The organism is Streptomyces sp. NPDC047022 (assembly GCF_040644155.1).
Taxonomy (GTDB): Bacteria; Actinomycetota; Actinomycetes; order Streptomycetales; family Streptomycetaceae; genus Streptomyces.
In genome coordinates this window covers 690,730-703,094 of the sequence record NZ_JBEYVV010000001.1, presented here as the reverse complement: position 1 = coordinate 703,094, position 12,365 = coordinate 690,730, and the positions used below count along the sequence as shown (strand labels likewise).

General features: G+C 69.0%; 11 protein-coding genes. 3 read left to right on the top strand and 8 right to left on the bottom strand.

The features are described from left to right. Positions 1–8: 8 nt before the first annotated feature. Positions 9–1,736: a DNA polymerase/3'-5' exonuclease PolX gene (polX, locus tag ABZ845_RS03155; RefSeq protein WP_360972302.1), complete on the bottom strand. Its 1,728-nt coding sequence runs from the start codon at positions 1,734–1,736 to the stop codon at positions 9–11. 177 nt (positions 1,737–1,913) lie between these two features. On the opposite strand from polX, the gene ABZ845_RS03150 reads away from it, so the two are divergent. After that, entirely contained in the window at positions 1,914–2,558 is a 645-nt protein-coding gene (locus ABZ845_RS03150; protein WP_360972299.1) for a protein-L-isoaspartate(D-aspartate) O-methyltransferase, read from the top strand. Between the two features lie 146 nt (positions 2,559–2,704). Here ABZ845_RS03150 and ABZ845_RS03145 read toward each other — a convergent pair whose 3' ends face one another. After that, complete coding sequence (locus ABZ845_RS03145) at positions 2,705–3,445, bottom strand: PP2C family serine/threonine-protein phosphatase (RefSeq protein WP_360972297.1); 741 nt, start codon at positions 3,443–3,445, stop codon at positions 2,705–2,707. A 278-nt stretch (positions 3,446–3,723) separates the two neighbouring features. On the opposite strand from ABZ845_RS03145, the gene ABZ845_RS03140 reads away from it, so the two are divergent. Then, on the top strand, positions 3,724–4,857 hold the full coding sequence (locus ABZ845_RS03140; protein WP_360972295.1) for a CapA family protein: 1,134 nt from the start codon (positions 3,724–3,726) through the stop codon (positions 4,855–4,857). A 212-nt stretch (positions 4,858–5,069) separates the two neighbouring features. Here ABZ845_RS03140 and ABZ845_RS03135 read toward each other — a convergent pair whose 3' ends face one another. The 6 genes from ABZ845_RS03135 to ABZ845_RS03110 form a co-directional block, all read right to left on the bottom strand. Continuing rightward, a complete protein-coding gene (locus ABZ845_RS03135) occupies positions 5,070–5,561 on the bottom strand; it encodes a hypothetical protein (RefSeq protein ID WP_360972293.1) in 492 nt (163 codons plus the stop codon). Between the two features lie 235 nt (positions 5,562–5,796). Then, the gene (locus ABZ845_RS03130) at positions 5,797–7,920 is read right to left on the bottom strand and encodes an FUSC family protein (protein ID WP_360972291.1); all 2,124 of its coding nucleotides are present in this window, start codon (positions 7,918–7,920) and stop codon (positions 5,797–5,799) included. A 67-nt stretch (positions 7,921–7,987) separates the two neighbouring features. Continuing rightward, complete coding sequence (locus ABZ845_RS03125; protein WP_360972289.1) at positions 7,988–9,409, bottom strand: MFS transporter; 1,422 nt, start codon at positions 9,407–9,409, stop codon at positions 7,988–7,990. 153 nt (positions 9,410–9,562) lie between these two features. Further along, positions 9,563–10,015 carry a DUF2871 domain-containing protein gene (locus tag ABZ845_RS03120; protein WP_360972287.1) on the bottom strand — a complete coding sequence of 151 codons (453 nt, stop codon included), beginning with the start codon at positions 10,013–10,015 and terminating at the stop codon, positions 9,563–9,565. Positions 10,016–10,166: 151 nt separating this feature from the next. Continuing rightward, the gene (locus ABZ845_RS03115; RefSeq protein WP_360972285.1) at positions 10,167–10,823 is read right to left on the bottom strand and encodes an HAD family hydrolase; all 657 of its coding nucleotides are present in this window, start codon (positions 10,821–10,823) and stop codon (positions 10,167–10,169) included. Positions 10,824–10,989: 166 nt separating this feature from the next. Then, complete coding sequence (locus ABZ845_RS03110; protein ID WP_360972283.1) at positions 10,990–11,511, bottom strand: PadR family transcriptional regulator; 522 nt, start codon at positions 11,509–11,511, stop codon at positions 10,990–10,992. Between the two features lie 141 nt (positions 11,512–11,652). Between ABZ845_RS03110 and ABZ845_RS03105 the strand changes: the two genes are divergently transcribed. Next, positions 11,653–12,216: a hypothetical protein gene (locus ABZ845_RS03105; RefSeq protein ID WP_360972281.1), complete on the top strand. Its 564-nt coding sequence runs from the start codon at positions 11,653–11,655 to the stop codon at positions 12,214–12,216. The last annotated feature ends 149 nt before the right edge of the window (positions 12,217–12,365 follow it).

Sequence of the window (12,365 nt, the reverse complement as noted above, 5' to 3'; positions counted from 1 at the left end):
AGTGGGTCTCAGCACGCCCGGTCCTTGCGCAGGAACCGGCGCAGTCGCCGCAGCGGCCACGTGTTGATCACATCGTCCGGGGTGAGCCAGCCGCGTTGTGCCGTGCCGATTCCGTAGCGGAGGTACGCGAGCTGGGGGATCGAGTGGGCGTCGGTGTCGATGGCGAACTTCGCCCCGTGACTTCTGGCCCGGAGGATCTCCTCGTCGCCCAGGTCGAGTCGGTCGGGCTGGGCGTTGATCTCCAGGGCTGTGCCGGTGCGGGCGCAGGTGGCGAACACCTCGTCGAGGTCGGCGTCGATGCCTGGCCGTTTGCCGATCAGGCGGGTGGTGGGGTGGCCGATGACGTTGATGTGGGGGTTCTCGCAGGCGCGTACGAGCCGCCGGGTCATCGCCTTACGGTCGAGGCTGAAGTGGGAGTGCACGGAGGCCACGCAGATGTCGAAGCCCTGGAGGAACTCGTCGGGCCAGTCCACCTCCCCGTCGGGGCCGATGTTGAGCTCGGTGCCGTGCAGCAGTCGCATCCTGTGGTGCCTGCCGTCCAGGGCCCGCAAACCCTCGCGCTGGGCGAGGACCTTCTCGTCGGTCATGCGCTGCATGTACAGGTCCGGCGCGTGGTCGGTGACCGCGTAGTACGCGTAGCCCCGTTCGGCGGCCGCTGCCACCATCTCCTCCAGCGGAGCGAGGCCGTCGGTCAGGTCGGTGTGGGTGTGCAGGTCGCCTTTGATGTCGCTCTCCGTCACGACCTCGGGCAGCTCGCCGCGCAGGCCGGCTTCGATCTCCCCTCCGTCCTCGCGCAGCGTGGGCGGGATCCATGGCAGGCCGAGCCTGGCGTACACCTCGCCCTCGGAGCGGGAGGCGACCCGCTCTCCGCCCTCGGTCTCGAACAGGCCGTACTCGGAGAGCTTGAGCCCGAGGTGGACGGCGATCGTGCGGGTGCGGATGTTGTGCGCCTTCGAGCCGGTGAAGTACTGCAGGCCGGCGCCCCACGAGTCCGGCCGCACTACGCGCAGGTCGACCTGGATGCCCTTGACGGTACGGATCGAGGTCTTCTTCGCGCCGTGTGCGATGACTTCTGCGGTCGAGGGCAGTGCGGTGAGCGCGTCCATGAAGGGGGCCGACCGGTCGGCGGCGACGAGGATGTCGATGTCGCCGATGGTTTCCTTCATGCGGCGCAGCGAACCGGCGTAGGCACAGTGTTCACAGCCTGTGATCCGGGAGAGTTCGGCGACGATGTCCTCGGCGGATTCCATGGCCGCGCTCAGCGGAATCCGGCCCCCTGCCTGCTGCATGAGAGCGATGCCGTGCAGGATGTTCTCCTCGGTCTTCTCCCCGAAGCCCTTCAGGTCGCGTAGCTTCTCCGCCTTGATGGCGTCGGCCAGCTCGCCGACCGAGGAGATGTGCAGATCCTCGTAGAGTGCCATCGCCTTCCTGGGGCCGAGGGTGGGGATGGTGATGAGCTGCCGCACCCCTGGGGGAATCCTGGCCCGGGTCTCCTCGACCACCGTGACCTTGCCGGTGCGGAAGTACTCGGTGATCTTTTCGGCGATTGATTTGCCCACGCCCGGGATCTCTTTGAGACCCGCGGCATCCAGATGGGAGACATCGGCGGGGTAGCCGCCGATCGCACGGGCGGCCTTTTCGTAGGCGCGCGCCTTGAACGCGTCGCCTCCGGTGATGGCGATGAGGTCCGCGTACTCCCGCAGGAGTGCCTCGACCTCGTCGTTGGGCCGGACCACGTTCACAGTCTAGTGCCGCGGCAGGTAGCGTTTACCCGGAGCGAACGTCGCCTGTCGCGGCGATGGCTGCGGGTGACCGGCGACCCTGGATCGGTTGAGCTGCCTCTGCGGCCCCCGCATCAACCGTGAGCCCGACGGCACACTCACCCTCTGGTCATCGCTCGGAAGGCAGCGGACATGACCGAAGCCGCCCATCCACCCGAGGATCTCGTACGGGCCGTTCGAGCGGCCGGCATCAGAGACGAGCGCCTGCTCCAGGCTGTGCGGGTGACGCCCCGAGCGGCATTCCTCCCCGCCGGCCATCAGGCGCACGCCTACCATGACGTGCCCATTCCGATCGGGCACGGACAGGTGACCACGCAGCCCTCGCTCTCGGCGATGATGATCGAGGGCCTTGATCTGAGCGGGGACGAGCACGTCCTTGAGATCGGCACCGGCCTCGGCTTCCAGACCGCACTACTGGCCCGGCTGGCCGCCGGTGTCGTGACCATCGAGAGGTGGCCGGACATCGCGCATCAGGCACGGAGCAACCTCGCCCGGCAGGGCATCCGGAACGTCGAGCTGCGCGTCGGGGACGGCAGTGGCGGCGTGCCGGACCGCGCTCCGTACGATGCGGTCATCGTGTCCGCCGCGTTCCCGGAGGTTCCTGCGCCGCTGGCCGAGCAACTGCGTCTCGGCGGCAGCCTCGTACAGCCCATCGGGCCAGGCGGCCAGGAGCAGGTCGTGTCCTTCCTGCGCACCCCGACGGGGCTGGAGCGCAGACGGCTGCTGACGCCCGCGCATTTCGTCCGCCTGCATGGACGGTACGGGTTCCCCTCCTGAGCCCTCCTGAGCTCTGCGGACCGCGCCGGACCGGGGGCTCGCGCCGGCGGTGCTTCCCGCAAGGCCGCGGCCCGCCGGCCCTATGCGAGGGACGAGTCGGTTCGCCCCGCCGGAGTGAGGAGCACGGCGTAAGGGCTGACGAGTGGCTATTGGTCCGCGATGCGTACCAGGGCGAGCGTGATGTTGTCGGGCCCGCCGGCCGCGATGGCGGCCTTCCACAGTTCGAAGGCGGCCCGGCCGTCGTCGTACTCCCGCAGCAGGCCGTCGATGACGTCGTTCGGCAGCGGATCGGTAAGGCCGTCGGTGCAGATCAGGTACCTGTCTCCGGGGGCCAGGGGGGCGGTCGTCACATGGGGGGCGATGGCGAGGTACTTCGAGGTGCCGCCAAGGGCCTGGGTCACGAGGGAGGTGGTGCGCTGGCCCGGCTCGAGCGGCGGGCTGTCGTCCACGCTGACCTGGAGCAGCCCGTCCCGGGCCGCGGTGAAGACTCGGCTGTCGCCCACGTTGAACGCCAGGAGCGATCGGGGCAGTACGACGGCGCCCGCGACGGTCGTGCCCATCGTGGCCGGTCCGTTGCCGGCTGCGGCCGCGTACAGCTCGCGGTTGCAGGCGTGCAGTGCCTCGCGGACGTGGTCCTCATCGGTCAGGACAGGCCCGGTCGACGCGAGTCGGCGGACGGCCAGGGCACTGGCCACCTCTCCGCCGGGTTGGCCGCCGATCCCGTCCGCGACGGCGACGACGAGCGGAGTACCGAGCGGGAACACCAGGGTCTGCGGGCTCTCGGTCGTGGTCGCGCACAGTGTCCACGGCCCGACGACGAGACTGTCCTCGTTCTGATCGCGGATCAGTCCCGGATGGCTCAGCGCACTCACAGAGACATACGTCATCGGACGCCACCGCCTTCCCGTACCGGACCGATGGGTGTGCGACTCGCTACTGCCTGCCGTGGGGGAAGGCGCCAGACAGCGCATCCGAGGCCGGAACGTGCGCCCAGACCATTCTCAAGTGACACGCTCGGCTGTGCATCTTGGCCGCAGCAGACGATTTCGCGCGATGCGTGGAGCCGACGTTGCGTTGTTGCTCATTCATCCACCTGTCTGCTCGCTCGCGGGCCGACGCTGCGGCCGCTGGACCAGCACCGCCCTGGCCGTTTTAACCTGGAACCATGCGCGAGGGCCCGGTCACCCTCTCTTTCTGCGGTGACGTGATGCTCGGCCGGGGCGTAGATCAGATCCTTCCGCACCCGGGTGACCCGGCGCTGCAAGAGACGTACATCCACGATGCCCGTGCCTATGTGGAACTGGCCGAGGCGGTGCACGGACCGATCCCCCGGCCGGTGGGCTACTCCTGGCCCTGGGGCGAGGCACTCGAGGTCCTCGACCAGACCGCGCCCGACGCCCGGATCGTCAATCTGGAAACCAGCGTCACACAGGACGGCTCCTTCATGCCCGGCAAGGGAATCCACTACCGCATGAACCCCGCCAACCTACCGTGCCTGGTCGCTGCCCGCCCGGACGTCTGTGTACTGGCCAACAACCACGTTCTGGATTTCGGGCGCGTCGGGCTCGATGAGACGCTCGCTTCCCTCGCGGGCGCGCGGCTCCGGACGGCGGGGGCCGGCCTGAACGCCGCGGAGGCGCGGCGGCCGGCGATCGTCCCGATGGACGGTGGCGGCAGAGTGCTGGTCTTCGCTTGCGGCATGCCGACCAGCGGCATCCCGCACGAGTGGGCCGCGACCGGTCGGCGCGGCGGCGTGGACTTCGTGGCCGGTCCGACCGTCGCCGCGGCAGCCGAGCTCACCGGCCGCGTGCGAGAGGCGAAACGGCCGGGCGACATCGCGGTCGTCTCGATCCACTGGGGAGCCAACTGGGGCTACGGCGTCTCCCGCGACGAAGTCCGCTTCGCCCATGCCCTGGTCGACGGCGGGGCGGACGTGGTGCACGGACATTCCTCGCACCATCCGCGCCCGGTGGAGGTGTACCGGGGAAAGCTCGTCCTGTACGGATGCGGCGACTTCGTCGACGACTACGAGGGGATCGGCGGTTACGAACGGTACCGGGACGATCTGAGGCTGCTGTTCCTCGTTGCCGCGGAGCCCGGAGACGGCACGTTGCTCAGGGTGCGGATGGTGCCTCTCCAAGCACGACGGATGCGGCTGGAACATGCTCCAGCGGAGGACTCCGAGTGGCTGCGGACCGCTCTGGACAAGGTCAGCCGTCGCTTCGGTTCGCGGCTCGACCACGGGCCCGGTGGCATGCTCACTCTCCGGTCATCACGCGGCGTCCCGCAACAGACGTGACCGATGCCGTGCGCCCCAATAGGTCCGGACCCGCCGAACCTTGCCCGCGGCGCATCGGCCGGGGACAGGCCACCATGCATCACCGAGGTCGCACTGGTCGTGCGCCGACCGGAAACGCATGGTGGCCCGGGTCATGGGCTGAGCGGCAGCCGGCTAACTGCGCGGCTACCGGCGCCGACCGCTCGCGCCTGGCAGGTCCCCGCGCGGGCTGATCAGAAGCCCTGCTTCCAGTCCTGGTAGTTCGACCCGCATCCGGTGGTGAAGAGCCGGCCGTCACCATTGGTCTGGAGGCAGAGCTCGGTCTGCACGTTCTCGAACTGGGTGACCGTGTCGTTTCCGGTCATCACCCACTTCTGATAGGGCCCGCCGTTGGACGGGTTCGTGTAGACCGCCCCGGCTGAGTTGCTGTCGAGCACGCGGTCCGTCGCGTCGTTCCGGAGGACCACGAACGGACCGCAGCCGTAGTGGCCACATCCCCTGAGGCCTGTTCCGGCGACGAACCACGTCTGGTAGGTGCCCCCGTTGCAGCCGATCGCATAGGCGGCCCCGCTGCCGTTGCTGTCCACGCACACGCCTGTGGCCCAGCTCCGCAATATGGTGTCCGACATGACCGCGGCCTGGGACGTGCCCGAGGCGAACATGGTGGCCGTGCCTGTCGCGGCCAGAACGAGCAGCAGCCGACGGCGCACTCGATTCTGCTTCATGTGATCCTCCATGGTGCTGTGGGGAGTTGTCGCACTGCGATGACGAGACCGGTGATCGATGACCGGTCTCATGCAGCCGATGATTGGCCACGGCGCCGAGGCCGACACGGGACTGTGTCGCGTCTGCTTGCGTATACCGTGAGATTTGCCCTCGGGGACACGTTCCGCGGCTGACGTCGCCCACGACGAGGATCCGGCAGCCGCGCCGCCGGTCGGCCTCATCCTCCGGACGGAGTCAGCGCGTTGCTGTGCCGTCGCTCCGGCCTGCTGCGTGCGAGGCGCCGCTGGAGGAGGAGCACAGGCCGAATGACGCCGCGGAGGAGACGAGTTCGTCCACCAGCAGCCGGAGCCGGGCTGCTTCTTCTCGGAAGAGGCCCGTTGCCGTTGCCTTGGGGAGCGGTCGGAGAGCATCGTCGGCCGTTGGTTCCGCGAGCAGGCCCCGAGCCTTTCGGACGCGTAGCTCGAGTCGGGTGGCCTCCGCGGCATTCCGGCTCGGGAGCGGCGCATCGCCCACGATCAGGGACAGGGCCGCGGTGTGCTTCCACAGCCGGTCCAGGGCAGCGCTGAGCCGCAAGGCGGGGCTGGTGCACCGAACGCTCTCGGTGTGTGTTTCCGCCACGGCCCGTTCCACCGCCGCGGCGTACTCGCGCGCCGTTCGCGACGCGGTACGCCGTGCCTGCGACCGCACATGGCGGGGACTGAACGCGGCGGCGTGCAGGTAGTCGGCCGCGGCGTCCATCGCTCTGGCGGCGTGGTCGCGCAGGACGCCGTGTTCGGAGGCTCGCAGTACGGTGACGCTGACCAGGAGACCGATGCCGACACCGAGCAGGGTGTCGAGGACCCTGATGTCGGCGAGCCGCCAGTCCCCTGGATGCGGCACGTTGAGGAGAATCAGGACCAGCGGCGTCACGAAGACCACGGACAGCCCGTAGTTGACACGGACGGTGGCGACGGCGAGTGCGGTTGCCACGAAGAGCGCGATGATCAGGGCCCATGAGGTCGGGCAGAGAATGATGACCGAGACACCCAGCAGCGCACCGAGGACGGTGCCGAGGACACGCTGCTCCGTCGCGACGAGGGAGAGACTGAGTTCGGGTTTCACCACCACGGCTACGGTGATCACAACCCAGTACCCCTTTTCCAGGCCCAAGAGGTAAGCCAGGGCGAGGCCGGACGTCGCGGCCGTCGCGAAGCGCAGGGCGTACCGGAAGCGGATCGAGGACGGGGTCATGTTGCCTCTGAGGAGGTCCCATGCCGCGGGCTCAGCTCCCTTGGCGGCGTGTGCCACCGCGGTGGGTTCCGCGGCGCCCGTGCCCCCGGCCGCGTGATCCAAGGCCTCCTGAAGACGTCCGACGGCGAGTGTCCGGGTGCCCGTGTCGGGCAGCACCCCGCATGGGGGTCGCGCGGCGACGCGCTCAGGTTCCAGTACGAGGGGCGCGGGGGATCTCCCCCGTGCCAGCTGTCCGCCGAGGAGCAGGAAGCCCGACCCGAGGTGGGTCAGGCGCTCCGATGTCCGGGAAGTCCGGTCGGAAGTCTTCTCCCGGCCCCTGCTCGCCTGCCCGTTCTCGTGGAGAACGTCCACGCATGCGGACGCCAGGTCGGCCGAATGGAGCAGCGCTCTCAGGCGTCCTCCGACTTCACGGCGTCCGCAGACGGTTCGAGCCTCGTCCAGCCAGTCGTGCATGCGGATCGTCTCGCGGTCGAGTGCTTCCGCACTCGACGGAACCGCCCCGCCGGACATGCGTGAGAAGTGCCCGACAGAGGCGAAGCACTGCCCCAGTGCACGCAGGACGAGCCGTTCCTGACGGCCGGGAACAAGGGTGAGGGCAGCGAGAGCCCACAGTCCGCCCAGCAGGACCATCAGGGTGGACCAGGCGGCCTGAGGAACCGAGGAGGCGCTCACCCCCAGCCCGATGCTGAACATCACGACCGCGAACCAGGTGACGCGATCGGCGGTCGGCCCCAGAACACCCAGCCCGATCACCACGAACACCCAGCAGAACATGAGCGGTACGGCCCACAGCCCGGTGAGGGAGGCGAGCAGCCCCGCCCCGATGCTCAGCGTGTTGGCCACGGCGACCAGGCCCAGCGTCGCCATCCGCGATCGGCGGTCACCGAAGATGTCCGCGAGGGTGACGTTGAGCGCCCCCAGACAGCCCAGCATGCCCTCCACGGGTTGATCCCTCACCGTGCCGACGACCACAGGCAGGACCACCACCACGGCTGCCCTCAGACCCCCGGCAAGTCGCAGCGCGCCGGTGTTGCGCCGTAGCGTGCCGCGCCAGATGCCCCGTGCGGCGGTGAGCGGATTCCGGTTCACCGGGCCCCCGAGGTGTGTCAGGGAACGTTCGTTTTCCATGGTGCACAGGTGCGCAGCGGACGCACGCGGCGGACCGAGCGGCCACCGGATGCGGTGCGTGGTGACCTCACACACGCTCTGTCGTCGACTCCAGCCTCTCGGCGGCGCGTCGAGCCGTCCGGCGTGCCCAGCGCCCACTGGTCGCCAGGCCCACCAGCAGCACGCACAGGCCGCATCCCATGATGATCCACCAGGCGGGGCGGCCGGCGGCGGTGAACCCCGCCGTGATGACGCCGTGGGTGCCTGCCGCCAGGACCGACCCGATGACGGCGACGCCCAGGGTGGCGCCGGTCTGGCGGCTGGTGGACGCGATGGCGGAGGCGACGCCTGCCTGCGAGACGGGCATCTCGGAGACGACGGTGTTGGCGATCGGGGCGTTGACCAAGCCGAAGCCCAGACCGAACGTGATGTAGCCGGTGAAGAGGAGAACCGTGGTCGACCCGGCATCGAAGGCGGCGAAGAGCAGTCCGCACGCGGCCATCGAGACTCCGGCGGCGGCCAATGGCGGGCGCGGTCCGTAGGCGGCTACGAGCCGTCCCGAGAGCTGGGCGCCGGCGAAGGTCATGACAGCCATGGGGAGCATGTAGAGCCCGGCCTGCAGGGGAGACAGCCCACGGACGTTCTGCAGGTAGATGGTGTTGAGGAACAGAAAGCCGGTGAGGGCGGCGAAGGCACTGATCGCGATGACCGTCGCTCCGCTGAAGGGCGCTGAGCGGAAGAAGCGAAGGTCGATCAGCGGCTCGTCCCGGCGGGGCTCGTACACCAGCAGCCCCGTCAGGGCGGCCACGGCCACCGCGGCCAGGGGCAGCAGGGTGCCGGCTCCGCTGCCGGGCGCCTCGATGATGGCGTAGGTGACCGAGCCGAGAAGCGCGATGACGAGGAGCTGACCGACCGGATCGGGCCGACGGGGCTTGGCCGCGCGGGACTCGGGGACGTATCGCCAGGTGAGCAGCAGTGCGGTGAGACCGATCGGGACGTTGATCCAGAAAATGGAACGCCAGCCGACCGTTTCGACCAGCAGGCCGCCGATGACCGGGCCCGCCGCCATGGAGATGCCGTTGGCGCCGCTCCAGACTCCGATGGCACGGGCCCGTTCCCGAGGGGCGGTGAAGGTGTTGGTGATGATCGACATGGTGACGGGTGAGAGCATCGAACCGCCCACCGCCTGAACCATGCGGAAGGCCACGAGCCAGGAGAGGGCCGGCGCGAGGGAGCAGAGCACCGAGCCGAAGGTGAAGAGGGCCAGCCCGGTATTCAAGACCCTGCGCCGGCCGATGCGGTCGGCGGTGGAGCCTGCCAGAACCAGCAGGGAAGCGAGAACGACGGTGTAAGCGTCGACCGTCCACTGCAGGCCCGCCACATTCGTGCCCAGTTCCTTGCGGATCGAGGGCAAGGCGATGTTGAGGACGGTGGCATCCAGACTGACGATCAGCAAGCCCGTACAACAGACCGTCAACACCCAAAGCCGACGGTGGCTCGTGGACGACATGGAGGCATGCTACGTGCGGCTGACCGACTCGCTCGAAAGCGACATCGGCGGCACCAGCCTCTTCCGCGACACGGTGGGGACTACCGGCCACGCTCCACCGGCACACCCGCACGACCGCCACCAGCGCGGTCGCCGGTGCCTGGCCGGCCGGCTCTAGACCGAGGTCCCGGTCCGCTCAGGATCCGTGGGCGACGGCTTCGCCACCGCCTCGTTCAGGCGCTTGCCCAGCAGCACGAAGAGCAGGATCAGCCCGACGGTCAGCAGGATGTGCCCCAGACCCGCTATGAGCGGGACGGCCTCCGGTACGTCGTCGCCGAGTACGGTCAGGCACCCGTGGACACCCATCATGCCCACGGTGACGGCGATGCCCGCGTTGTAGAACCAGAAGAACGACGTGAACAGCCGTGTCCCGGACAGCTGAAACTGCTTGTCGAGTGCGAGGACGATCAGAAAGCCCAGCATGCCCAGGGCCAGCAGATGGGTGTGCATGAGAGCCAGCTGGGTGTCACCGGTGAAGTCGTTGGCCTTCGTGAATTCCCGGTAGAACAGCCCGGAAACCACCCCCACGATCATGTAGACATGTGCTGCGTAGTACGACTTGCGCATCGCGGCCCGTGCTCCTTGTGGTTGAGATAGGTGATGCCGATCGGGCACAGCCAAACACAAGTTGACGGTTCATCAACCCGGAACGCGGACTTCCTGTCCACGCCGGGAGTGCGAGGTCACGGCCGTTCGCCCGTGCCGACGGCGAGGGCGACTACTCGTGCCGTCCGGCGACGAGAGCGGGCAGCTCGCGCATGGCGTTGAAGACGGTGGTGCCGGGGCCTTCGAGCCGTTCGGCCGGGGTGAGTCCGCCGGCGTAGCCGAAGGCGCGCATACCCGCGGCGCGGGCCGCCCGGACTCCGGGCCCGCTGTCCTCGACCACCACGCATGCGGCGGGATCGACTCCCATGCGGCGGGCGGCGTACAGGAACAGGTCCGGGGCGGGTTTGCCGCGGGCGACTTCGGTGGCGCTGTAGATGCGGCCCGCGAAGCGGTCGTAGAGACCGGTGCGGCCCAGGGTGTGGCGCATCTTGTCGTGGGAGCCGCTGGAAGCCACACAGGTCGGCAGAGTGATCGCGTCGAGTGCCTCGGGCAGCCCCTCGACGGGGGCGAGCCCGGCGTCCACGGCCTCGCGGTGGAGCTGTTCGAACCGCTTCGACCAGACGGCTGCGGTCTCCTCGCCGAGGCGGGCGGCGACCTGCTCCCGGATGGAGGCGTGCGATCGCCCGATGAAGCGGTCCACCACCTCGTCCTCGGTGAGGGGCCAGCCCAGCTCCGCGCCGAGGGCCACCTGGACGCGGGCGGCGATGCGTTCGCTGTCGACCAGCACGCCGTCGCAGTCGAAGATGACGAGTTCAATCGGCTTGATCATCGGGGCAGTTTAGGCGAGGGTCCCTCGCCCGCCCGGCGCACGCCGAGCGTGGCCGGCCCGGCGTCGGCAGGCCACCCCACCGTGCGAGCCGGGGACGAGATCACCGCCTTCCCGGCGGAACGGCCGGGGACGCCGCCGGTGTTACGAGCCGTGCCGGGCGCGCGGGTCAGAGATGCTCGTTCAGCGCCTCGGCTGCCCAGTCCGCCCATTCCCCGGCGGACTGGGAGCCGCGGATTCCGAACTCCAGGGCCAGCCACTGGCAGACCTGGACCGGGTCGCCGACCCACTTCGCCTCGTCGCGCACGCGCTCAAGACCGGCGCGGCGCTCCTGGTTGCGGCGGGCGAACTCCTTCAGATACGCGGCGCCTTCCTCGCGCGGCAGCATCCACAGGAAGAAGACGCGCAGGAGCGCGGCGCTGCGGTAGGCGCTGTCGATGCCGGGCCCGGACAGCCACTCCTTCAGCTCCGCGCGGCCCGCGTCGGTGATGCCGTACTCCCGGCGGTTTCGGGCGCCGGTGCCGGTGATCTCGATCAGGCCCATCTCATTGAGCTTGGTGAGCTCTCCGTAGACCTGGCTCGGCTTCGCGGGCCAGACGAAGGCGAGCGAGGACTCGAACTCCTTGATCAGGTCGTATCCGCTTCTGGGGGCCTCGGCCAGCAGGCCCAGGACGGCGTGGCGCAGGCTCATGCCGCGATTTTACTACCTGGCTGACACGTCAACTCTGGACAGAGCAACTCTGGACAGAGCAACTTCGACAGGTAAGCTTTTGACAGTCCAACTTTGGAGTGTGAATCACTCCGGAGACCACTCCAAAAGGAGATCGTTGCGGTGAACTACCTCCGAGGCTTTGCCCCTTGGCTCTGCTATGCGGCCCTGAGCGCCTTCGACTGGCGCCTGGGCATGTGCACGGCCGCCACCGCCGCCGTGCTTCTGCTCGTCGGTGCGCGGCGTCGGCAGGGCGCCGACCTGCTGTCGACCGCCACCTGCGCGTTCTTCGTGGTGATGGCGGTGATCGCGCTGGCCGATCCGGCATCGGGACTGCACCGGTGGACCTGCGCGCTGGCCAACGGGACCCTGGCGGTCATGGCGCTCGCCTCACTCGCCGTCGGAAAGCCCTTCACGCTCTCCATCGCACGCGAACAGGTCCCGCGGGAGTTCTGGAACGCTCCCCGCTTCATCCACGTCAACAACGTTCTCACCGGCATCTGGACCGCCGCCTTCAGCGCCGCGGCCATCGTGTGCGCCCTGATAGTCGGCTACGACCGTTCCGAGCCGGTGGCGCTCATCACCGTCCAGGTGCTCGCCTTCGCGCTCCCCTTCGTCATCGCGGGCAGGTACGCGGCACGCGCCCAGGCCGCCGTGGACCGGGCGGTGACAGATCCGGCGCCGTAGACGTGTCGTATCCGGCATCCGGCATCCGGCATCCCGCATCAGGTGTCAGGAATCACGCCTGCCACTTCCGTCACTTACCTCCGGGGTAATCGACTGAACGGCCTGACCCGGGCGAGAGTTGGATCAGCGCGAGGGCGCCACATCAACGG

Bases quoted from the DNA above. Each gene is read 5' to 3' on its own strand.
- ABZ845_RS03150 (WP_360972299.1), top strand. From the start codon at position 1,914: ATGACCGAAGCCGCCCATCCACCCGAGGATCTCGTACGGGCCGTTCGA.
- ABZ845_RS03120 (WP_360972287.1), bottom strand. From the start codon at position 10,015: ATGCGCAAGTCGTACTACGCAGCACATGTCTACATGATCGTGGGGGTG.
- ABZ845_RS03110 (WP_360972283.1), bottom strand. From the start codon at position 11,511: ATGAGCCTGCGCCACGCCGTCCTGGGCCTGCTGGCCGAGGCCCCCAGA.
- ABZ845_RS03125 (WP_360972289.1), bottom strand. From the start codon at position 9,409: ATGTCGTCCACGAGCCACCGTCGGCTTTGGGTGTTGACGGTCTGTTGT.
- ABZ845_RS03140 (WP_360972295.1), top strand. From the start codon at position 3,724: ATGCGCGAGGGCCCGGTCACCCTCTCTTTCTGCGGTGACGTGATGCTC.
- ABZ845_RS03135 (WP_360972293.1), bottom strand. From the start codon at position 5,561: ATGAAGCAGAATCGAGTGCGCCGTCGGCTGCTGCTCGTTCTGGCCGCG.
- ABZ845_RS03130 (WP_360972291.1), bottom strand. From the start codon at position 7,920: ATGGAAAACGAACGTTCCCTGACACACCTCGGGGGCCCGGTGAACCGG.
- ABZ845_RS03145 (WP_360972297.1), bottom strand. From the start codon at position 3,445: ATGACGTATGTCTCTGTGAGTGCGCTGAGCCATCCGGGACTGATCCGC.
- ABZ845_RS03115 (WP_360972285.1), bottom strand. From the start codon at position 10,823: ATGATCAAGCCGATTGAACTCGTCATCTTCGACTGCGACGGCGTGCTG.